This window comes from Sphingomonas sp. BK036, assembly GCF_004216825.1.
Taxonomy (GTDB): Bacteria; Pseudomonadota; Alphaproteobacteria; order Sphingomonadales; family Sphingomonadaceae; genus Sphingomonas.
The window spans coordinates 287813-307888 of sequence record NZ_SGXR01000005.1 but is presented as its reverse complement, the minus strand read 5'-3'; the positions used below and the strand labels follow the sequence as shown (position 1 = coordinate 307888).

Sequence of the window (20076 nt, the reverse complement as noted above, 5' to 3'; positions counted from 1 at the left end):
CCAGACGCTAAGCTGGCAAGCATCGTCACATCACCCTAAGCGGCAGGTCAATGACCGACACCCATCGCCCGCTGCCCGCCATGACACCCGCGCTCACGACCATCTTTGCGGTCGCATGCGGCATGATGGTCGCCAACCTCTATTATGCGCAGGCGCTGATCGGCGAGATCGCCCCGGCGCTGGGGCTTCACGGCAGCACCGCGGGGCTGATCGTCACGCTGACGCAGCTCGGTTACGGGGCCGGCCTGTTGCTGATCGTGTCGCTCGCCGATCTGGTCGAGAATCGCCGGCTGATCCTGACGATGGTCGCCGGCACGACGATCGGGCTGATCGGCGTGGTGTTCTCGACAGGTGCGCTGAGCTTCCTCGTCTTCTCGTTCGTCACCGGATTCTGTTCGGTCGGCGCGCAGATTATGGTGCCGCTCGCCGCGCATCTCGCCCCCGATGCGAAGCGCGGCCAGGTGATTGGCAACATCATGGCGGGGCTGATCACGGGGATCATGCTCGCGCGGCCGCTGGCGAGCGGGCTGGCGTCGATCGCCGGCTGGCGTGCGATCTTCGCGGTGTCGGCGGTGGCCATGGTCGCGCTCGCGCTGTTGCTGGCGAAGATGCTGCCCGAACGGCGGCCGAGCCCCGGTCTGGGCTATGCGCAGATCCTCGCGTCCAGCTTCCGGCTGCTCGCGCGGACGCCTGAGATCCGGCGGCGAACCGCGTACCAGACGACGATGTTCGCGATCTTCAACCTGTTCTGGACCGCGGTCCCGCTGGTGCTGGCGACCCGGTTCGGTCTGGGACAAGCCGGCATCGCGCTGTTCGCCCTGGCAGGGGCGGGCGGTGCGCTGACGGCACCGATTGCCGGACGGCTCGGCGATCGCGGCTATATTCGAATCGGGACCGGCATTGCCCTGGGCAGCGCGATCCTGGCCTGTGTCGTCGCGGGCTGGGCGGGTGCCGCGCATATGCTGATCGTGCTCGCGGTCGCAGCGATCCTGCTCGACGCGGCGACACAGCTGAACCAGGTGCTCGGCCAGCGCGTGATCTACTCGATCGCCGCCGACGCACGCGGGCGAATCAACGCGATCTACATGACCGTCGTGTTCCTGGGCGGCGCGGCGGGATCGATGCTGGCCTCGTTCAGCCTGTACCATGGCGGTTGGACCGCGACGATGGCGGTGGGAGCCGGGCTAGCGGTGGCGGCGTTCGCGCTGTTCCTGACCGAGCCGCGCGGCGATCACATCCTCAGCGGATCCGCGTAACCCGTCAGCTCGAGATACCCGCTGCCACCGGGCGTGCGGACCGCACCCTCCCAATAGACCGGCATCCCGCTGCGCCGCGCGTCGAGCTCCTGGTCCGCGAACAGCGGGTTGAGGTCCAGCCGGCGAACCCCCTTGGGCAGGCGAATGCTGAGGCGTTGCGCGACCGGGTACACGGCGCCGGTGCGTGGCGAGCGCCAGCGCTTCAGCGCCGCGAAGCGCACGTCGCCGGGCGCGAACCGGACGACCCGGCCATCGGCGCGCCGGTACGATCCCCCCGCCCAGATCTGCCGGCCGCCCGGACCGCGGATCCGGAACGCCATCAGCGCGCCACCATCGTCGAGGTTGAGCCCGGTCCAGTCCCAGCCGACCGCACCACCGCCGAGATAATCCGACGACCATTCGCGATCCAGCCACGCCTGGCCGGTGACCGGCTGCGCCGTGCCCTTGCGGGTCAGGCTGCCCGAAACCGCCAGATGCGGCACCGAGTAATAATAGCTCGCCTGTTCGGGCAGGGGGCCCTTCTGGCTATAGCCGTCCTTGCCCTCGAGCAGCGGCGGCTGGCGCGGGGTCAAGGTCAACGCCAGCGCGAACTCAGAGGTAGAAACTCTGGCGACGAAGCGTCCGTCGGCGAGCCGGCGGATCCGCCAGTCTCGTAGCGTGACGTCGGTGTCGCCGATCCGCGCCTCGGCGAGCCCGAAGCCCGCCCGCGCGGCGCGCTCGCCGTGGAGAAGCCGGCCCACGCTAGGATCGGACAGCGCGGCATGCGCGAACAGGATCTGCTTGGGCGCGAACTTGCTCGGGTTGGCGGCATCCGTCTTGGGCGTGGTCCGGAAGAACGTGATCTGGAAGCCTAGGTCGCGCTTCTCGCGAGTCTCCAGGCGGCCGGTGACGTACCACCATTCGGTGCGGAACGCCGGGTGCGCGCCATGCTCGCGCGGGAAGACGAACCGCGCGCCGGGGCGAACGGTCGGATAGTCGGTTGCTGCGGGCATCGCGGCCGTCAGCGTCACCGCGGCGGCCGCGAGCAGGCCCGTGGACAGGCGCTTGAAACGGCGCGTGAACGGGTAGGGCATCACCAATCCTCCCTGACCATGCGGACCGCATCGGCGGCGATCGCACGGCGCCCGGCCAGCGTCGCGGTGCCGGCGGCGGCGATCACCAGCGCCCCCGCGACGCTGGCCACGATTCCCCACGGAACGCGCGTCGCCATCGTCCAATTGAACGATTGCGGGTTGATGACATGGACCAGCACCTGCGCCATGATCCCGCCAAGCGCGATCCCGGCAATGCCGCCGACCAGACCGAGCAGCGCGCCTTCGCTCGCCAGCATCGCGACGATCTGGCGTTTCGAGACGCCGATGTGCCGCAGCATCCCGAACTCGCGCGTCCGGGCGATCGTCTGCGCGGACATCGTCGCGGCGACGCCTGCGAGCCCGACCAGGACCGCGACGCCTTCCAGCAGATAGGTCACGGCAAAGCTGCGATCGAACAGCTCGAGCGCGTAGCGGCGCAGCGTGGCTGGTCGCGCGATCGAAACGAAGCGGGCAAGCGCGCGGGGCGTACGCGCCGTCAACGCGCGCTCGACTCGCACCGGGTCCGCGCCGGGTAGCAGCGTGATCGCGGCCTCGGTACGCGTGCGGTCGCCGGTCGCCTTGCCATAATCGGTCTCGCGCATCACGATCGCACCCTGCTGCCGGGCATAGTCGCGCCAGATCCCGGCAACGGCATAGCGCCCCGCTAGCGGCAGCGTGACGGACGCGCCGACCTTCCAGTCATAGAGCCGCGCGGCGGGTTCGGAGAGCCAGATCGGGATGGTCCCGGCGGGCAGGCGATTGGCCTTGTCGAGCAGGACGAACCGCGCATCGACCGGGCGCGCGATCAGCGTCACCGGTGGGCGATCCGCAGCGAGCGTCAGCGGAACCTGCCGGCTGAACGCGATGCCCCCCACGCCGGGAGTCGCGCGCAGCACCGCCTGCGCGGCGGGATCGAAGCCCGTGCTGCCCTCGACGCGCAGATACAGGTCGTCCGACAGGATCTGGCCGAGCCATTCGTCCACGGCGCCGCGGAAGCTCGTCACCATCACCGCCATCGCGATCATCAGCGCGGTGCTCGCGACGATCCCGCACAAGGCGGTGGCGGCCTGCCCGGGCGCGCCATGGAGGTGGTGGATCGCAAGATCGCTGGCGACGCTGCGGCCTGAGCGGCGGGCGAGGGGCGCCAGTACGGTCCGCGCGAGCCACGGCATCCCGGCGATCCCGCCCGCCAGGATCAACGCCATGCTCGCAAACCCGAATAGGGGAAGTCCGCCGATCGCGGGAAGCAGCGCCGCGGCACCGCCGACCGCGATCAGCGCCGCTGCGGGGGTCCACGGAACGGGCGTGCGGGGATCGATCATGTCGCCGGCGTTGCGGAGCGCCGCGGCGGGGGCGACGCGCGCGGCGATTCGTGCGGGCAGGACGCTGCCGGCAACCGCTGCAAACACGCCGAGCAGGAAGAAGCCGACCGCCGCGGCGGGCGCGAACGCCAGCCGGACGCTGCCATCGGCGAAATAGCCAGCACCGAGATCGCCCCCGAACCTGGTGAGCGCGGCATAGGCCACCGCATAGCCGAGCAGCAGGCCCAGGCTCGACCCGATCAGGCCGATCGCAAGGCCTTCGAGCGCGACAGTGGCGATGATGCCGTTGCGCGGCAGGCCAAGCGTGCGGATCAGCGCGAACGCGCGGAGCCTGCGGGCCACCGACAAGGACTGCGCGGAGAACACCAGGAAGCCGCCGGTCAACAGCGCGACCAGTGCAAGCATGTCGAGATTGACGCGATACGCGCGGGACAGCGCGTCGCTGCGCGTGGCATCGCTGGCGCTCGTTCCGATCGTCGCATCGCGCGGCAGGATCGCGGTCAGTGCTGCGGTCGAGGCGCCGTCGGCCTGCTTGACGTCGATCCGGTCGAGCCGGCCCAGCCTGTCGAACCGCCACTGCGCCGTGGCGATATCGACGACGCCGATCGCCTGGCCCTCCGCAACACCGGGCAGCGCGCCCGCAACGCGGAGCCGCGTGGCCTTGCCGTTTGCCGTCACGGTCAGCGCGTCGCCGGGTCGAACGCGAAGGACGCGCAAGGCCGCCGACGACAGGAACAGCGCTTGTCCGTCGAATGCGGCATCGGTGCGGCGGTCGACGCCGGCGGGGGCGATGCCGATCAGCGACGGCGTCACCTGCGCCGCGCGGATGACGTCGAGACCCAGCAGCGTGAAGCGCGCCGAGCCCGCGGACGCGCGCAGGACGACTACCGGGCTCGCGTCGGCGACGCCTGTCGCGGTCGCAACCCGGGCATACAGCGCCTCGTCGAAACCGAACGGGGTGGTGGCGTTGACCTGCACGTCCGCACGCCCGTTGACGCTCCGCAGCGCCCCCTCGAATGACGACAGCGCCGAACCGTTGACCAGATGGACCGCGAACCCGAGTGCTACGCCGATCGCGATTGCCACCGCGGTCAAGGCGAGGCGGGCAGGGTGCACGCGCCACTCTCCGCCGATCAGCCACCCCAGCGCAAGTCGCGCCGAAACGAGGCTCATGAACGGCGTTCCAGGCCGGTAGCCGTCAGCGTCAGGACGATGTCCGCGATCGCCGCGGCGGCTTCGGAATGCGTGACGATGATTGCAGCGACCCCGTTCTCCCGGACCGCAGTTGAGAACAAAGCAAGAATCTTGGCCGCAGTCTCCGGATCGAGATTGCCGGTCGGCTCATCGGCAAGGATGATCGCCGGGCGGTGGACGAGCGCCCGCGCGATGGCGACGCGTTGCAGCTCGCCGCCGGACAGGTCGCGTGCGTAGCCGCCACCACGCGTGCCCAAACCGACACGTTCCAGCATCGCGTCGGCGCGCGCGCTGATCGAGCGTCGGTCCGCGGAGACCAGCGCGAGCGGGAGCGCGATGTTCTGGCGCAAGGTGAGATACGGAAGGACATGGAACGCTTGGAAGACGAACCCGACACGCGTCGCACGGAGCCGGGTCAACGCCGCTTCGTCCAGCGTTTCAAGACTGACGCCTTCGACCGCAACCTGGCCAGCATCGGGTCGATCGAGCCCTGCAAGGATGTTGAGTAGCGTCGATTTGCCGACGCCGCTTTCACCGACGATCGCGATGAGCTGGCCGGGCCTTGCGATCAGGTCGAGACCGCGAAACAGTTCGCGACCGCCGGGGACCGACTTAGCAAGGCCGGAAACGCGGAGTAGGGCATCGTCGTGCATCGCCGGACCATGCCACGCATGGTCGTGGCATGACAGCCGCGCGGCATTGCCTCAGATTGCTTTCGAGGAAGTCTGATCGGTACCGAGCATGCGCGCTCAATTCGCGTAGGGTCGGCGCTTTCGACACGCCGTATGTTTGACAGGATAGCGGTTCCTCGTAAGGGTCCGCTCACAAAATACGATCCGTATTTTACATAATACATATTATCGATCTTATATCGGGATGAATCTCCGGGTCGTTTTTTCGAGGGCTTTCTATGATTGAACGGCTGACTTCCATCATGGCGCGGTTGCGCGATCCGGTTGCGGGTTGCGAATGGGATCGCGTCCAGACCTGGTCGACGATCGCACCGTACACGATAGAGGAAGCCTATGAGGTCGCCGATGCGATCGCGCGCGACGATGCTGCCGATCTCAAGGACGAACTCGGCGACCTCCTGCTCCAGGTCGTCTTTCACAGCCGTATCGCCGAAGAGTCCGGCGCCTTCACCCTGGCCGATGTCGTCGCCGCGATCAGCGATAAGATGGAACGCCGCCACCCGCATATCTTCGGCGAGGCCGCGACCTCGCCCGGCTGGGAAACGATCAAGGCCGGCGAGCGCGCCGAAAAGTGCGATCCCAGCGCGCTGGCCGGGGTTGCGATCGGCCTGCCCGCCTTGGCGCGTGCGGAAAAGCTGCAGAAGCGCGCCGCGCGCGTCGGCTTCGACTGGCCCGATGCCACCGGCCCACTCGCCAAAATCGTCGAAGAAATCGAAGAGGTTCGCGAGGCGGGCTCAGACACCGTGGCAGAAGAGATCGGCGACCTGCTGTTTGCGGTGACGAACTGGGCGCGGCATCTCGGCGTCGATCCCGAAGCCGCGTTGCGCGCGGGTAATGCCAAGTTCGAAACGCGCTTCCGGGCGATCGAGGCCGATGGCGGCGACGCCTTCGCCGCCATGACACTCGATCAGAAGGAAGCCCTATGGCAGGCGGTCAAGCGTCGCGGCGGATGAACCGGTCATAGTCGCTCTCGGATAGCCGCACGTCATAGGTCGTCGCCAGCGCGTCATCTTCGGTGCCGAGCACCTCGCCATGCGCGTGCAGCCATGCCGCGCCTGCCCCATCGGTCGCATCCAGCGTGATGCTGTACCGCCGATGCGCGCCGGTCAGCTTGGCCGCGACCTGCTGGATCAGCGTGTCGACCCCTTCCCCGCTCAACGCGGAAATCGCCACGACATCGTCGCGCCGTTCGGCCTCGGCCGCGATCCCCTCATGCGTATCGGCATCGAGCAGATCGAGCTTGTTCCAGACCTCGAAGCGCGGCGTATTCTCGTCGACGCCGATCTCGGCCAGCACGGTCTCGACATCGGCGCGCTGCGCCTCGCTGTCGGGATGCGCGATGTCGCGGATATGGACGAGCAAGTCGGCCGAGACGACCTCCTCCAGCGTCGCCTTGAATGCTGCCACAAGCTGCGTCGGCAGGTCCGAGACGAACCCGACGGTGTCGGACAGGATCGCCTTGTCGATGCCGGGGAGCTGAATCTGTCGCAACGTCGGATCGAGCGTCGCGAACAGCAGATCTTCCGCCATGACGTCGGCGCCGGTCAACCGGTTGAACAGCGTGGACTTTCCGGCATTGGTATAGCCGACCAGCGCGATGACCGGCCACGGCGCACGTTGGCGACGCTCCCGGTGCAGACCACGCGTCCGGCTGACCTGTTCCAGCTCGCGCTTGAGCCGCGCCATCCGATCGCGGATCAAACGGCGATCCGCCTCGATCTGCGTCTCGCCCGGGCCGCCAAGGAAGCCGAAGCCACCGCGCTGGCGCTCGAGATGCGTCCAGCTTCGGACGAGCCGGCCGGCCTGGTAATCGAGATGCGCGAGCTCGACCTGCAACCGGCCCTCGGCCGTCGCCGCACGCTCGCCGAAGATTTCGAGGATCAACCCGGTGCGGTCGATCACCTTGGTCTCCAGCGCCTTTTCGAGATTGCGCTGCTGGACCGGGCTGAGACTCGCGTCGAACACGACGAGCCCCGCCTCTTCCATCCGCACCTGCGTCGCGAGCAGTTCGACCTGCCCGCTGCCGATCAGCGTTGCCGGCTTTGGCTGGCGGACGCGGTAGGCGATCCGCTCGACGACGTCGACGCCGATCGCCGCGGCGAGCCCAGCGGTCTCCTCCAGGCGCGCGTCGACGTCCCGCGACGCGTCGCCCTGGTCGGGCAGCACGACGATCGCGCGCGTGCCACGGGTGAACTCATCCCGATCGCGTTCGAAACCGCTACTCAATCGTCATCGTCCAAGTCATCCGCGTCATCCGTATCGGTGGGTTCCTCGGCGAGGTTCAGCGGGCGCGCAGGCTGGATCGTCGAGACGGCGTGCTTGTAGACGAGCTGCGCCATGCCTTCGCGCTGGAGGAGCATGCAGAACAGGTCGAACCCGGCGATCTGACCCTGGAGCATGACTCCGTTGATCAGGAACATCGTCACGCTGTCTTCGGACTTCCGCACCGCATTCAGAAAAATATCCTGCAACAACGGGTGCTTCTTCTGGTTCTCTCCGACCGCATCGACGATCGCCGACACATCCATCGGCCCCGCCGGCATGATCGTCGAGATCGCATGCTTGTAGATCAGCTGCGACTGGCCGTCGCGACGGAGCAGAACCGAAAAATTATCGAACCATGTGACGATGCCCTGGAGCTTGACGCCCTTGACGAGGAACATGGTGACCGGCGTCTTCGAGCGCCGGAGTGCGTTCAGGAAGAGATCCTGGAGCGAGCCTGGTTTATCGGCCAATGGGATAACCCTTTGTTTTTGGCGGGACTTTGCCCGCGAGGCGCTGTTTCCCAGCGTCGGAGATGCACCCGATTACCGGGCGCAGTGTATGATCTATGATCGCCGCCCTCATAGTTCCAGAGGGCGGCAAAATTGCGGCGTGTTATTCGTCGCGTGTTTCGGTGATCCCGAGCAGCTTCAGCTTACGGTGCAGTGCCGAGCGCTCCATGCCGATGAAGCTCGCCGTCCGCGAGATATTGCCCGAGAAACGGCGGATCTGGACGCGGAGATATTCGCGTTCGAACGTCTCGCGCGCCTCGCGCAACGGCGAGCCCATGATCGCGGTGCCGCCCGCGGCGCCCATATCGCCCTGATCGCCGAGCACCTCGGCGGGCAACAGGTCGATATCGATTCGGCCGATCCGGTCGCCCGGCGCGAGAATGATCGTCCGCTCCACCACGTTGCGAAGCTGGCGGACGTTGCCGGGCCAGTCATAGGATTGCAGCGCGACCATCGCATCGGGCGCGATCTCCGGCGTCGGCACGCGGCGTTCGGACGCGTAGTGCGCGATGAAATGCTGGACCAGCGCGGGGATATCCTCGCGGCGGTCGGAGAGCGGCGGGATCGTCACAGGGACGACGTTGAGCCGATAATAGAGATCCTCGCGGAACCGCCCCTCGGAAATCTCGAACACCAGGTCGCGCGCGGTCGCCGAGACGACTCGCACGTCGACCTTAACGACGCGCGTGCCCCCGACGCGCGTAAAGCTCTGGTCGGTCAGCGCACGCAGGATTCGCGCCTGCGTCGTGATCGGCATGTCGGCGATCTCGTCGAGGAACAGCGTGCCGCCATGCGCCTGCTCGAACAGGCCGGGACGGACGAGATCGCCCGCCTCCTCGACCCCGAACAGCTCTTCATCGACACGTTCTGGCGTCATCCGCGCGGCGCTGACCACGATGAACGGCGCGTCGGTCCTCAGGCTCCAGCCATGGAGCAGCCGCGCGGCGACCTCCTTGCCGACCCCGGCACCGCCCATGACGAGCACGCGGCTGCCGGTCGCCGCGACGCGCTTGAGCGTCGCGCGGACGCCGTTGATCGCGCCCGAGCTGCCGGTCAGGTCGGTTTCGCGACCGACCGTCGCCCGCAGGGTCGCGACCTCGCGCCGCAGCCGTTCGGTCTCGGTCGCGCGCGCCACCATCAGCAGCAGTCGCTCGGCCTCGAACGGCTTTTCGATGAAATCGGACGCACCGCGCCGGATCGCGGCGACCGCGGTGTCGAGATTGCCGTGGCCCGAGATGACCAGCACCGGGATCGAGGGATCGCGTCGCTTGATCTCGTCGAGCAGTTCGAGCCCGTCGAGCCGCGAGCCCTGCAGCCAGACGTCGAGCAGCACGAGCGATGGACGCCGGGCGGCGATCGCCTCAAGCGCGGAATCGCTGTCGCCAGCGTCGCGCGTGGCATAGCCTTCGTCCTCAAGGACGCCGGCGACCAGTTCGCGAATGTCACGTTCGTCGTCCACGACGAGAATATCGAGCGCCATCAAATCATGTCCGGTTGCGAGTCATGGTGGCGAGTTGGCCGTCCCCTGCCCCCTCGGCGAGCGCCCCTCGTGAGTCGAGCCCCCCCTGGTCCAGTCCGCCTTGGTCGAGTGCGGCCAAGGCCCTGGTATCGAAGATCATCGTGACGATCGTGCCGCCACCCGGCCGATCGGAGAACCCGATCGTGCCGCAATGTTCCTCAATGATCTTCTTGACGATGGCAAGCCCGAGGCCGGTGCCGCGCGCCCGCGTCGTGACATAGGGCTCCATGATCCGATCGCGATCGGCTGGCAGGCCGACGCCCGTATCCGCCACCGCGATCGTCACGCTGCGGCCCGGCTCCTGGCTGAGCGTCATCGTCACCGAACCGCCAGGTTCGCCCTTCGTATCAATAGCTTCGACCGCGTTCTTGACGATGTTCGTCAACGCCTGACCGATCTGGCGCCGGTCGCAGACGAGTGCCAGCCCGGGGTCGTCATTGACGAGGTGGAAGCCAATCAAGGGATGCGCCACCTCGTGCAGGAAAAGCGCCTGACGGGCGGCGTCGACCAGCGATTCCTCGCGGAAGACGGGCTTGGGCATCCGCGCGAACGAGGAGAATTCATCGACCATGCGGCGCAGATCGCCGACCTGACGGATGATCGTGTCGGTCAGCCGCGAAAACGTCCCGTCCTGCATCTCGGCCTTAGCGCCATAGCGGCGTTGCAAGCGCTCGGCGGCGAGCTGGATCGGCGTCAGCGGGTTCTTGATCTCGTGCGCGATCCGTCGTGCTACGTCGGACCATGCCGCACGCCGCTGATCGAGCAGTTGCTGTGTGATGTCGTCGAAGGTGAGGATCGGTCCGGTCGCGGGGCGCGCGATACGCACCGCCAGCGTGCGGACGTCACCGCCCTGCCCGACCTCGACGATCGCCTCCCGGTCACCGCCGTCGAGCATCGCGTCGAGCTCGGGCGCCACGTCGACCAGCTTTCGCCCGACCAGTCCGCCGGCATCGGTACCGAGCAAGGTAACCGCCGAATCGTTGGCGATCGTGATCGTCCGTTCGCGCCCGGTCGCGACGACGCCGGCCGAGACACCCGCCATCACTGCCTCGATCAGCGCACGACGATTCTCGAGCTGACCGTTGGCGGTGACGAGCTCGGTATTCTGCTCTTCGAGCTGCCCGGTCATCTGGTTGAACGCGTTGGCGAGCGTGCCGACTTCGTCGCGGCTTCGCGGATCCGGGACGCGCGCGGTCAAATCCCCGCCAGCGACACGGCGTGCGGCATCAACGAGTTCGCCGACGGGCCGGACGAGCCGGTCGGCGACCGCGAGCGCGATCCAGACCGCCACGCCGACGATCAACAACGAGATAACGAGCAGCGCGGCGTTGAACCGCAACTGGAGGCTCCGCGCGCGCGCCAGCAACGAACGATAGCTCGTCAGCACTTCGTTCGCGCGGATCGTCTGGCTGGACAGGAGCTTGGTATCCTCGACCCGGCCCGCATACAGGAACAGCTCGTTCGAGCCGGGGAGCAGCGTGATCGTCTGGATCCGGTCGCCAGTAACCGCGACCACCGCCGACTTGCCCGCGCGCAACTGGGCGATCGACTGGGGCGTGACCTGCCGTGCGAAATCGATCTTGTAGGGGTCGACCACCGCGAAGGTCTGGATCTCGTTCTGCGGCGTGACCTTGAACAACGCCGCCTCGGACAGGCTGCGATAATAGACCTGCTGGAGGAAATAGCCGGAGAAATCGGGGCTCTCGAGCGACTTCTCGCGCAGATAGCCCGACATGTCGGCGGCCATCGTCACGGTCGCCTCCTCCCAGCGGCTGAGTTGGCGGGCGTAGGAAGATTGCGCGAGCGTGGTGGCGTTCTCGAGCATCCCGCGGGCCTGATCGGAATACCAGAACTGGACGCCGTACTGGAACAGTAGCGATGCAAAGATCGTCACCAGCAGCATCGGCACCGCAGCGACGATCGAAAACAGCGCGACGAGCCGGACGTGGAGCCTTCCGCCGCCTCCGACGGGCGACCGAGCGGCGCGACGCATCGCCACGCGGCGGCCGAGCAGCATCAGCAAAGCGATGCCGGGAACAAGATTGGCGACCAGCAGCAACGCGACCACGGGGGGGGGCAGCAGCCGCTGCGGCGTGTCGGCACCGGTGATGATGAAATAGCTCGCGACGCCGATCGCCACGGCGATCGCAAGCACCAGTCCCTCGACCGCAGGCGTCACCGCGAACCGGTGCGCGGGCCCGTCATCATCCATCGGTAGCGTCGCGGAAGCGATCATCGTTGCCCCGATACAACGTCAACCGTTGCCGGGAAACCACATAATGACAGAATTAGCGTCGTTCTCGTTCTTCCGCGCGATCGCCGTCTAGCGCGGTGCCGCCGATATCGATGCCCAGCGTATCCAGGCGTTTGCGCAACGTGTTGCGGTTGATCCCCATCGCGCGCGCGGCGCGAAGCTGGTTTTGGCCGTGGCGCGCTAACATCGCCTCGATCAGCGGGCGCTCGACCTCGCCGATGACGCGGTCGTAGAGCGTGCCGTCGTCGAGCGCGGCGGGATTGTCGCGCGCGATCCGTTCGATCATCGCGCGAACTGCGTGGCCGATCTCGATATCGACCGGTTCGCCTATAATCGCCTGCGTCCCGATCATCGCCCGGATGGCGTCCGCGCCGATCACCTCGTCGCGCGCGAGCACCGCCAGCCGTCGCATCAGGTTTTCGAGCTCGCGAACGTTGCCTGGCCAGTCATGCGCGCCGAGTTCGGTGAGCGCGTCGCTGCCGAGTTGCCGGCGTGGCAGCCCCTGGATCGCGGCATGGTCGAGGAAATGCCGTGCGAGCAGCGCAATGTCCTGACGCCGCTCGCGCAACGCCGGCAGCGCGATCGGGACAACGTTGAGACGGTAGAACAGGTCCTCACGAAACTGCCCGGCCGCGACCTGCGCGTTCAGATCGCGATTGGTCGCGGCGACGATGCGGACATCGACGCGGATCGTCCGCGCGCCGCCGACGCTGGTGAACTCACCCGACTGGAGCACGCGGAGCAGGCGGGTCTGTGCCTCCATCGGCATGTCGCCGATCTCGTCGAGGAACAAGGTGCCGCCCGCCGCCTGTTCGAAGCGGCCCGCGTTGCGAGTCGCCGCGCCGGTAAACGCGCCGCGCTCGTGCCCGAACAGCTCGGCTTCGATCAGTTCGCGCGGGATCGCGGCCATGTTGATCGCGACGAACGGCGCGGCATTGCGCGGCCCCAGATCGTGGATCGCGCGCGCGACGAGTTCCTTGCCGGTGCCCGATTCGCCCGAGATCAGCACGGTCAGGTCGTTCGACACGACGCGCGCGATGATCCGGTACACGTCCTGCATCGCCGCCGAGCGGCCGATCAGCGGCAGCGCCCGATCCTCGTCGGCAAGCGCATCCTCGCCCACCATCCCGCCACGTGCGAGCGCGCCGGCCACCGCACGCGTCAGCACGTCGAGGTCGAACGGCTTGGGCAGATATTCATACGCGCCGACCTCCGCCGCGCGGACCGCGGTGGTCAGCGTGTTCTGCGCGGACAGGACGATGATCGGCAGCAGCGGGAAGCGCGCGGCAACGCTGCGGACGTGATCGATCCCGTCGCCATCGGGCAGGACGACGTCCGTCACGATCACGTCGGGAAGCGAGACGGCCAAGGCGCGTTCGAGTTGCGCGATGCTGTCCGCCGAATTGACGTCATGCCCGGCACGGCGCAACGCTTGCGCGACGACGGTGCGGATCGCGGCATCGTCGTCGACGACCAGCACCGTGCTCATGATGCGGCTCGCGGGAGCAGCAGGCGCAGGACGGTCATTTCGGGCGTACCTTCTCTGGCGTATTGGACGATTCCGCCCATGTCGCGGGTGAGCTTGTCGACGAGCGCGAGGCCAAGCCCCTGCCCTTCGCGACGGCCCGATACGAACGGGTCGAACAGGTGATCGGCAATGTCGGCAGGTGCACCGGGGCCATTGTCGAAGATGCAGATCTCGATCGGCAGCGGTAGCCGTGGCTTGCCGGGCCCTGCGCTGACGGTAATGCCGTGGCGATAGGCGGTGGTCAGGACGATGCGCGGTTCGCGTTCGTTTCGAACGGCTTCGCGCGCGTTCTTGAGCAGGTTTATCACGATCTGCAGCAGCGCATCGCGGTTGATCTGCGCGGGCGGCAGCGACGGATCGAAGCGCTCCTCGATCGAGATGCCGCGCGCGAACCCGGCAAGCGCAAGCCGGCGCGCATGGCCGAGCAGCGGGTAGATGTTCTCGCTGGCGAGCGGCAGCGGCCGGGTATCGCTGAAATCCTGCATCCGGTCGATCAGCGCGGCGATCCGGTCGACCTCGGTCACGATCAGCGTCGTGAGTTCTCCGGCGCCGAGCAACTGCGCCGCCCCCCGTATGCCCGACAGCGGGTTCTTGATCTCGTGCGCGAGCATGGCCGCGGCCCCGACGGCCGCCCTCGCGCCGGCTGCGCGGTCCGCGGAGTGGCCGAGACGACGCGAGGTTGCGGCGGCGTGCAGCGTGATCGCCCGCCAGCCCGGATAATCGGCGATCTGCGTCTCGGCGAAGTCGACGCGAATCTTCACGCCGCGCGCGGTCGACATCTCGGTGTCGTACACCGCCAGGCCGTGACCGTCGCGGTTGCGCGGATCGTCGGGCGACGGGATGATCGCGTCGAGCGGCTGGCCGATCATGAGCCGCTCGGACAGGTTCAAGAGCTGCTCGGCGAGCGCATTGGCGTGCGCGACGCGGTGATCGGGATCGACGACGACGACGGCGACCGGCAGCGCGGAGAACAGTTCCGCAAAGCCAGGCCGCAGAAGAGAACGCGCGTCAGGCGGCAGCAAGATCGCGCCATGGAGCGTAGAACTCGGCCAGCATCGCCTTGACCTGCTTGGGATCGGGCATCTGGTTCACCTTGTTGCGGAACTCGGCCGAACCGGGGAGCCCCTTGGTGTACCACCCGATATGCTTGCGCGCCATGTTGACCCCGGTCTCGATCCCGTAATGCTCGAGCATTGCCTCGTAATGGCCGGCGATCGCGTCATATTGCTCGGTGATCGACGGATCCTCGATCCGCCGCCCGGTGGCGAACCATTCCATCACCTGCCCCAGCACCCAGGGCCGGCCATAGGCGCCGCGACCGATCATCAACCCGTCCGCGCCCGACTGGTCCATCGCCGCCTCGGCGTCCTCGATCGTGCAGATGTCGCCGTTCACGATCACCGGCACGCTCACCGCGTCCTTGACCTTGCGGACGAAGCCCCAGTCCGCGCTGCCCTTGTACATCTGGTTGCGCGTGCGGCCATGGACGGTGATCAGCTTGATGCCGAGGTCCTCGGCGATCCGCGCGAGATCGGGCGCGTTGAGGCTGTCGTGGCACCAGCCCATCCGCATCTTCAGCGTCACGGGGACGTCGACCGCCTTGACGGTCGCCTCGATGATCGCGCTGGCGAGCTTGGTGTCGCGCATCAGCGCCGAGCCCGCGTCGCCGTTGACGACCTTGCGCACCGGACAGCCCATGTTGATGTCGATGATCGCCGCGCCACGATCCTGGCTGAGCTTGGCGGCCTCGCCCATCTCGTACGGCGTGCAGCCAATCAGCTGCATCGACACCGGCTCCTCGAGCCGGTCCCACGCCGCCTTCTGCAGCGATTGCCGGGTCTCGCGGATCGCCGCCTGGCTCGCGACCATTTCGGTGACGTTGAGGCCCGAGCCATAGCGTCGCACCAGCGTGCGGAACGGCATGTCGGTGACACCGGTCATCGGCGCGAGCACGACGGGGCTTTCGATCCGGACGGGACCGATCTGGATGGGGGTCAAGTTACGCATGAATGTGCCTGAAAAAGAGGCATTCCCCTACCCTACCCTGCCGTGTGCCGCAAGACTGGCGAGCGTCGGGATGAACCGCTAGGTCGCGGGGATGGCACACGGACAGCGTATCGTCGCGATCATCGTCGCCGCCGGAACCGGCGTGCGCGCCGGGGGCGCGGTTCCCAAGCAATATGCACGCATCGGCGGACGACCGATGATCGCCTATTCCCATGACGCGTTCGTCGCGCACCCGGCGATCGTCGAGACGATCGTCGTGGTGGCCGCCGGACAGCAGAGAATGGCGATCGAAGCGCTCGGCTGCGATGCGACGATCATCGTCGGCGGTGCGACGCGCCGCGAGTCGGTCGCGAACGGCGTCGCAGCGGTCGGCGAGGCGACTCACGTGCTGATCCACGACGCGGCGCGCCCCTTCCTGTCGGCCGCCGTCATCGATTCGCTCGTCGCCGCCCTGAAGACCAGGGATGCGGCCATTCCCGTTCTCCCGGTGACCGACACGCTCGCGCGCGGCAACGTCCTGCTCGGCGATATCGTGCCGCGCGCGGATCTCAATCGCGTGCAGACTCCCCAGGCGTTCGCGGTCGAAGCCCTGCGCGCCGCCCATGCCGTCTGGCCTGCGGAAGAAGAGGCGACCGACGACGCGCAGATGGTGCGACGGCTTGGCGTCGGCGTCGCGTTGGTGCAGGGCTCGGCGATGCTCGAGAAAGTCACCCACCCCGAAGATTTCGCGGCCGCCGAAGCGCGTGTCGCCGCCAATACCTCGTATGAGACCCGCACCGCGATGGGCTTCGACGTCCACCGGCTCGAAACCGGCGAAGAGCTCTGGCTCGGCGGCATCCTGATTCCGCATGACAAGGGCCTGTCGGGGCATAGCGACGCCGACGTCGCGCTTCACGCGCTGACCGACGCGCTGCTCGGCACGATCGCGGCAGGCGATATCGGCACCCATTTCCCGCCTAGCGATCCGCAGTGGAAGGGCGCCGACTCGGGCCAGTTCCTCCAGCACGCGGCCAAACTGATCGCCGACAAGCGCGGCCGGATCGATTTCGTCGACCTCACGATCATGTGTGAGGCGCCCAAGATCGGCCCGCACCGCGCGGCGATGACCGCGCGGATCGCCGACCTGCTCGGGCTCACGCTCGACCGCGTCAGCGTCAAGGCGACCACGACCGAGCGGCTCGGCTTCACCGGCCGCGGCGAGGGAATCGCCGCGCAGGCGGTCGCCACCGTCCGCGTTCCCGGTGCTCCGGCATGAAGATCACCGCCGCGTTCGTCGCGATCGCGCTCCTCGCCAGCCCAGCCATGGCGCAACCGCGCTGCATAACCGGGCCCGAGGCCGAATCGCTGACGCTGGTCGCGATGCCCGACATCATTCGCGAGACAGGGCGCGTCTGTGCAGCGCAGCTCCCCTCGGCCAGTCTGATCCGGCGCCAGTCGAGCGCGCTGATCGGGCGGTACGAGACCGAAGCCGAGCGCGCATGGCCGGCGGCGCGCGCAGCGATCGTCAAGCTCAGCGACCCCGCGGTCGATGCGCTGCTTGATTCGGACTTCGCACGCCCGCTGCTGACGACGTTGCTCGTGCCGCAGATCGTCGGCCGGATCGCACTGCGCGATTGTGCGACGATCGACCGGCTCGTGACGCTGCTCGAACCGCTGCCCCCGCGCAACACGGCCGGCATTGTCGTCGAGACGCTACGCTACCTCAAATCGCAAAAGGCGCGCGGGGGTGCTATTTCGGTCGCCTCACTGCCCCTGTGCCCGGTGGAGACTCGCTGATGGATACCATCCTTCCCGCCGAACTGGTCGAAGCCGCGCGCAAGGTTATCGACCAGAACCGTGCGATCGGGCGCCGAGTCGCGGTCGCCGAGAGCTGCACCGGCGGGCTGGTCGCCGCGGCGCTCACCGAGATCCCCGGATCGTCGGACGTGTTCGAAGTCGGCTTCGTCACCTATTCGAACGCGGCCAAGCTGGGCATGCTCAAGATCAGTTCCGACGTGCTGGAAACGTTCGGTGCGGTCTCGATCGCGGTCGCCTGGAGCATGGCGCAGGCCGCGCTCAAACAGTCCGGCGCGGATATCGCCGTCGCGATCACCGGCGTCGCCGGCCCCGGTGGTGGATCGCTCAAGAAACCGGTCGGGACGGTCGTGTTCGGTCGCGCGGAAAAGGGCGGAGATCCGTCCGACGTCCACGCCGATCGCAAGGATTTCGGCGATCTCGGCCGTGGCGGTATCCGGCTTCAGGCCGCGCTGTGCGCGCTCGAACTCTTGCTGCCCGACGCTTCGACGCCGTAAAGCTCGGCGGCGCGCGTCTCGAACGCGCCGATCATCTTGCGCAGCGCAGCGCCGAACACCTGCCCGGCGATCATCTCGAACATCCGGTTCTTGAACGCGAAGTCGACGGTGAAATCGACCGCGCAGCCCTGCGGCTCGGGCCGGAAATGCCATTCGTTGCGCAGATATTTGAGTGGACCATCGACGTAGTCGACGGTGAGTTCGCTCGGCCGGACCTTCTCGACACGCGACGTGAAGGTCTCGCGTAGGCCCTTGAACCCGACGATCATGTCCGCGAGCGTCTCGGTCTCGCTGTTCGAGCGCACCCGCATCGCGCTGACCCAGGGCAGGAACTCGGCGTAGCGACCGACATCGGCCACCAGGTCGAACATCTGCTCAGGCGTATACGGCAAATGACGCGTTTCCGAATGCTTGGGCATCAGATGCGCACGACGCCCAGCTTCGCATCGCGATTGGCACGCAACTGCTCGAAATCGTCGCCCGCGTGATAGCTCGACCGGGTCAGCGGCGACGAGGCAACCAGCAGGAAGCCCTTGGCGCGCGCGATCGAGGCATAGGCATCGAACGCCTTGGGCGGCACGAACTCGGCGACCTTCGCATGACGCGGTGTCGGCTGGAGATACTGCCCCATCGTCAGGAAATCGATGTCGGCGCAGCGCATGTCGTCCATCACCTGATGGATCTCCAGACGCTCCTCGCCGAGCCCGAGCATCACGCCCGACTTAGTGAAGATCGACGGATCATGGCGCTTCACGCTCTCCAGCAGCCGCAACGACGCATAATAGCGCGCACCCGGGCGGATCGTCGGGTAGAGCCGCGGCACCGTCTCAAGATTGTGATTATAGACGTCGGGACGCGCCTCGACGATCGACTCGATCGCGGCCTGCGCCTTGTTGCGGAAGTCCGGCGTCAGGATCTCGATCGTCGTCGTCGGGTTCGACGCGCGGATCGCCTGGATGACCTTCACGAACTGCGACGCACCGCCATCGGGCAGGTCATCGCGATCGACCGAGGTGATGACGATATGGTTGAGCCCCATCTGCGCGGCCGCATCGGCAACGTTCTGCGGCTCCATCCGGTCGACCGCACGCGGCATGCCCGTCTTCACGTTGCAGAACGCACAAGCCCGCGTGCAGGTGTCACCGAGGATCATGACGGTCGCGTGCTTCTTCGACCAGCATTCACCGATGTTGGGGCATGCCGCCTCTTCGCATACGGTCGTGAGGCTTTTCGATCGCATCAGCTCGCGGGTTTTTGCGAAGCCAGCGGAGGTCGGCGCCTTGACGCGGATCCAGTCGGGCTTGCGCGCACGAACCGGCGCAGCCATCGGGGTCATGTCGTTCATGGACGCCAGATAGCCCCGCCCTGCCCTTGAGACAATGGCAGCCGATCGCGTCGTCGGCTTGGAATCACCGTTCGCCGAGGATAAAAACTTCCCCGGGAACCAGTTGCAACATGACAAGTTTGTCATGTTGCAATGCAACCGTCCATGAAAGGCTAACCGTGCCCACTCACTTTCCGGAAATGATCGAAGGCTATCACCGCTTCAAGGACGGCCCCTGGGAGCAGCAGCGCGAGCGCTGGAAGGAGCTGCAGGACGGCCAGAGCCCCAAGGTGATGATCATCGCCTGCTCGGACAGCCGTGTCGAACCCGCGCAGATCTTCGACACGCTGCCCGGCGAAGTGTTCGTCGTCCGCAACGTCGCCAATCTGGTGCCGCCCTACGAGACCGGTGGCGGCCATCACGGCGTGTCGGCGGCGATCGAGTTCGCCGTCACGCAGCTGAAGGTCGAAGAGATCGTCGTGATGGGCCATGAGAAGTGCGGTGGCTGCAAGGCCGCGCTGACGCAGGCCTTTGCCGACGCGGACCATGGTGCCGGTGGCTTCGTGTCCGATTGGGTGAGCCTGCTCGACGGCGCGCGCGAGAAAGTCATCGCCAAATATGGCGACAGCGACAAAGCCGGTCGCGAGATGGAACTCGAATCCGTCCGCACCTCGATCGCCAATCTGCGCACCTTCCCGTTCGTCAGAAGGGCCGAGGCTGCCGGTACGCTGGCACTCCGCGGTGCCTATTTCGGCATCGACTCGGGCCAGATGCTGCTGCTCAACGCGGATGACGAGTTCATCCAGGCCGAAGCAGCAGAGGCCAAATCCGCGAAAGCGTAA

Annotated in this window: 18 protein-coding genes; 6 read left to right on the top strand and 12 right to left on the bottom strand. The window is 67.1% G+C overall.

Annotated elements, in window-relative coordinates; all coding sequences use genetic code 11:
- Positions 1–50: 50 nt before the first annotated feature.
- The gene (locus tag EV283_RS11670; RefSeq protein WP_242615933.1) at positions 51–1256 is read left to right on the top strand and encodes an MFS transporter; all 1206 of its coding nucleotides are present in this window, start codon (positions 51–53) and stop codon (positions 1254–1256) included.
- Here the strand turns inward: EV283_RS11670 and EV283_RS11665 are convergent.
- The 3 genes from EV283_RS11665 to EV283_RS11655 are packed head-to-tail and all read right to left on the bottom strand — an operon-like array spanning position 1232 to position 5498.
- Positions 1232–2329 carry a carotenoid 1,2-hydratase gene (locus EV283_RS11665; protein ID WP_130325515.1) on the bottom strand — a complete coding sequence of 366 codons (1098 nt, stop codon included), beginning with the start codon at positions 2327–2329 and terminating at the stop codon, positions 1232–1234. The genes EV283_RS11670 and EV283_RS11665 overlap by 25 nt on opposite strands.
- Positions 2329–4824, bottom strand: a complete 2496-nt coding sequence (locus tag EV283_RS11660) for an FtsX-like permease family protein (protein WP_130325513.1) — start codon at positions 4822–4824, stop codon at positions 2329–2331. Before EV283_RS11660 ends, EV283_RS11665 begins: the two co-directional genes overlap by 1 nt.
- Positions 4821–5498: an ABC transporter ATP-binding protein gene (locus EV283_RS11655; protein WP_130325512.1), complete on the bottom strand. Its 678-nt coding sequence runs from the start codon at positions 5496–5498 to the stop codon at positions 4821–4823. Before EV283_RS11655 ends, EV283_RS11660 begins: the two co-directional genes overlap by 4 nt.
- Positions 5499–5755: 257 nt before the next feature.
- Between EV283_RS11655 and mazG the strand changes: the two genes are divergently transcribed.
- Positions 5756–6490 carry a nucleoside triphosphate pyrophosphohydrolase gene (mazG, locus tag EV283_RS11650; RefSeq protein WP_130325511.1) on the top strand — a complete coding sequence of 245 codons (735 nt, stop codon included), beginning with the start codon at positions 5756–5758 and terminating at the stop codon, positions 6488–6490.
- Here the strand turns inward: mazG and hflX are convergent.
- The 7 genes from hflX to dusB form a co-directional block, all read right to left on the bottom strand.
- Positions 6471–7763, bottom strand: coding sequence for a GTPase HflX (hflX, locus tag EV283_RS11645; protein ID WP_130325510.1), 1293 nt, complete (start codon positions 7761–7763; stop codon positions 6471–6473). The two genes, mazG and hflX, sit on opposite strands and share 20 nt — an antisense overlap.
- The gene (gene hfq / locus EV283_RS11640; RefSeq protein WP_130325509.1) at positions 7760–8326 is read right to left on the bottom strand and encodes an RNA chaperone Hfq; all 567 of its coding nucleotides are present in this window, start codon (positions 8324–8326) and stop codon (positions 7760–7762) included. Before hfq ends, hflX begins: the two co-directional genes overlap by 4 nt.
- A gap of 88 nt (positions 8327–8414) precedes the next feature.
- Entirely contained in the window at positions 8415–9791 is a 1377-nt protein-coding gene (locus tag EV283_RS11635; protein WP_056415042.1) for a sigma-54 dependent transcriptional regulator, read from the bottom strand.
- A gap of 4 nt (positions 9792–9795) precedes the next feature.
- A complete protein-coding gene (locus EV283_RS11630) occupies positions 9796–12066 on the bottom strand; it encodes an ATP-binding protein (RefSeq protein WP_130325508.1) in 2271 nt (756 codons plus the stop codon).
- Positions 12067–12118: 52 nt separating this feature from the next.
- Positions 12119–13573 carry a nitrogen regulation protein NR(I) gene (gene ntrC, locus EV283_RS11625; RefSeq protein ID WP_130325507.1) on the bottom strand — a complete coding sequence of 485 codons (1455 nt, stop codon included), beginning with the start codon at positions 13571–13573 and terminating at the stop codon, positions 12119–12121.
- Positions 13570–14634: an ATP-binding protein gene (locus EV283_RS11620; protein ID WP_242615931.1), complete on the bottom strand. Its 1065-nt coding sequence runs from the start codon at positions 14632–14634 to the stop codon at positions 13570–13572. The genes ntrC and EV283_RS11620 overlap by 4 nt, the downstream gene beginning before the upstream one ends.
- Positions 14621–15619 carry a tRNA dihydrouridine synthase DusB gene (gene dusB, locus EV283_RS11615; protein ID WP_130325505.1) on the bottom strand — a complete coding sequence of 333 codons (999 nt, stop codon included), beginning with the start codon at positions 15617–15619 and terminating at the stop codon, positions 14621–14623. Before dusB ends, EV283_RS11620 begins: the two co-directional genes overlap by 14 nt.
- Positions 15620–15710: 91 nt before the next feature.
- Between dusB and EV283_RS11610 the strand changes: the two genes are divergently transcribed.
- The 3 genes from EV283_RS11610 to EV283_RS11600 are packed head-to-tail and all read left to right on the top strand — an operon-like array spanning position 15711 to position 17910.
- Complete coding sequence (locus EV283_RS11610; protein ID WP_130325503.1) at positions 15711–16874, top strand: bifunctional 2-C-methyl-D-erythritol 4-phosphate cytidylyltransferase/2-C-methyl-D-erythritol 2,4-cyclodiphosphate synthase; 1164 nt, start codon at positions 15711–15713, stop codon at positions 16872–16874.
- Positions 16871–17395, top strand: a complete 525-nt coding sequence (locus EV283_RS11605) for a PepSY domain-containing protein (RefSeq protein WP_130325501.1) — start codon at positions 16871–16873, stop codon at positions 17393–17395. Before EV283_RS11610 ends, EV283_RS11605 begins: the two co-directional genes overlap by 4 nt.
- Positions 17395–17910, top strand: a complete 516-nt coding sequence (locus EV283_RS11600; RefSeq protein WP_130325499.1) for a CinA family protein — start codon at positions 17395–17397, stop codon at positions 17908–17910. The genes EV283_RS11605 and EV283_RS11600 overlap by 1 nt, the downstream gene beginning before the upstream one ends.
- On the opposite strand, the gene EV283_RS11595 is transcribed toward EV283_RS11600, so the two are convergent.
- Together EV283_RS11595 and lipA are read right to left on the bottom strand one after the other, a co-directional pair.
- Positions 17856–18329, bottom strand: coding sequence for a type II toxin-antitoxin system RatA family toxin (locus tag EV283_RS11595; protein WP_130325497.1), 474 nt, complete (start codon positions 18327–18329; stop codon positions 17856–17858). The genes EV283_RS11600 and EV283_RS11595 overlap by 55 nt on opposite strands.
- On the bottom strand, positions 18329–19255 hold the full coding sequence (gene lipA, locus EV283_RS11590) for a lipoyl synthase (RefSeq protein ID WP_056415016.1): 927 nt from the start codon (positions 19253–19255) through the stop codon (positions 18329–18331). Before lipA ends, EV283_RS11595 begins: the two co-directional genes overlap by 1 nt.
- Before the next feature lie 179 nt (positions 19256–19434).
- Between lipA and EV283_RS11585 the strand changes: the two genes are divergently transcribed.
- Positions 19435–20076 carry a carbonic anhydrase gene (locus EV283_RS11585; RefSeq protein ID WP_242615930.1) on the top strand — a complete coding sequence of 214 codons (642 nt, stop codon included), beginning with the start codon at positions 19435–19437 and terminating at the stop codon, positions 20074–20076.

Coding starts and splice junctions, on each gene's coding strand:
- EV283_RS11670 (WP_242615933.1), top strand. CDS start 51: ATGACCGACACCCATCGCCCGCTGCCCGCCATGACACCCGCGCTCACG.
- EV283_RS11660 (WP_130325513.1), bottom strand. CDS start 4,824: ATGAGCCTCGTTTCGGCGCGACTTGCGCTGGGGTGGCTGATCGGCGGA.
- EV283_RS11655 (WP_130325512.1), bottom strand. CDS start 5,498: ATGCACGACGATGCCCTACTCCGCGTTTCCGGCCTTGCTAAGTCGGTC.
- EV283_RS11630 (WP_130325508.1), bottom strand. CDS start 12,066: ATGATCGCTTCCGCGACGCTACCGATGGATGATGACGGGCCCGCGCAC.
- EV283_RS11595 (WP_130325497.1), bottom strand. CDS start 18,329: ATGCCCAAGCATTCGGAAACGCGTCATTTGCCGTATACGCCTGAGCAG.
- EV283_RS11610 (WP_130325503.1), top strand. CDS start 15,711: ATGGCACACGGACAGCGTATCGTCGCGATCATCGTCGCCGCCGGAACC.
- EV283_RS11605 (WP_130325501.1), top strand. CDS start 16,871: ATGAAGATCACCGCCGCGTTCGTCGCGATCGCGCTCCTCGCCAGCCCA.
- EV283_RS11635 (WP_056415042.1), bottom strand. CDS start 9,791: ATGGCGCTCGATATTCTCGTCGTGGACGACGAACGTGACATTCGCGAA.
- ntrC (WP_130325507.1), bottom strand. CDS start 13,573: ATGAGCACGGTGCTGGTCGTCGACGACGATGCCGCGATCCGCACCGTC.
- dusB (WP_130325505.1), bottom strand. CDS start 15,619: ATGCGTAACTTGACCCCCATCCAGATCGGTCCCGTCCGGATCGAAAGC.
- lipA (WP_056415016.1), bottom strand. CDS start 19,255: ATGAACGACATGACCCCGATGGCTGCGCCGGTTCGTGCGCGCAAGCCC.
- EV283_RS11600 (WP_130325499.1), top strand. CDS start 17,395: ATGGATACCATCCTTCCCGCCGAACTGGTCGAAGCCGCGCGCAAGGTT.
- EV283_RS11665 (WP_130325515.1), bottom strand. CDS start 2,329: ATGCCCTACCCGTTCACGCGCCGTTTCAAGCGCCTGTCCACGGGCCTG.
- mazG (WP_130325511.1), top strand. CDS start 5,756: ATGATTGAACGGCTGACTTCCATCATGGCGCGGTTGCGCGATCCGGTT.
- EV283_RS11585 (WP_242615930.1), top strand. CDS start 19,435: ATGATCGAAGGCTATCACCGCTTCAAGGACGGCCCCTGGGAGCAGCAG.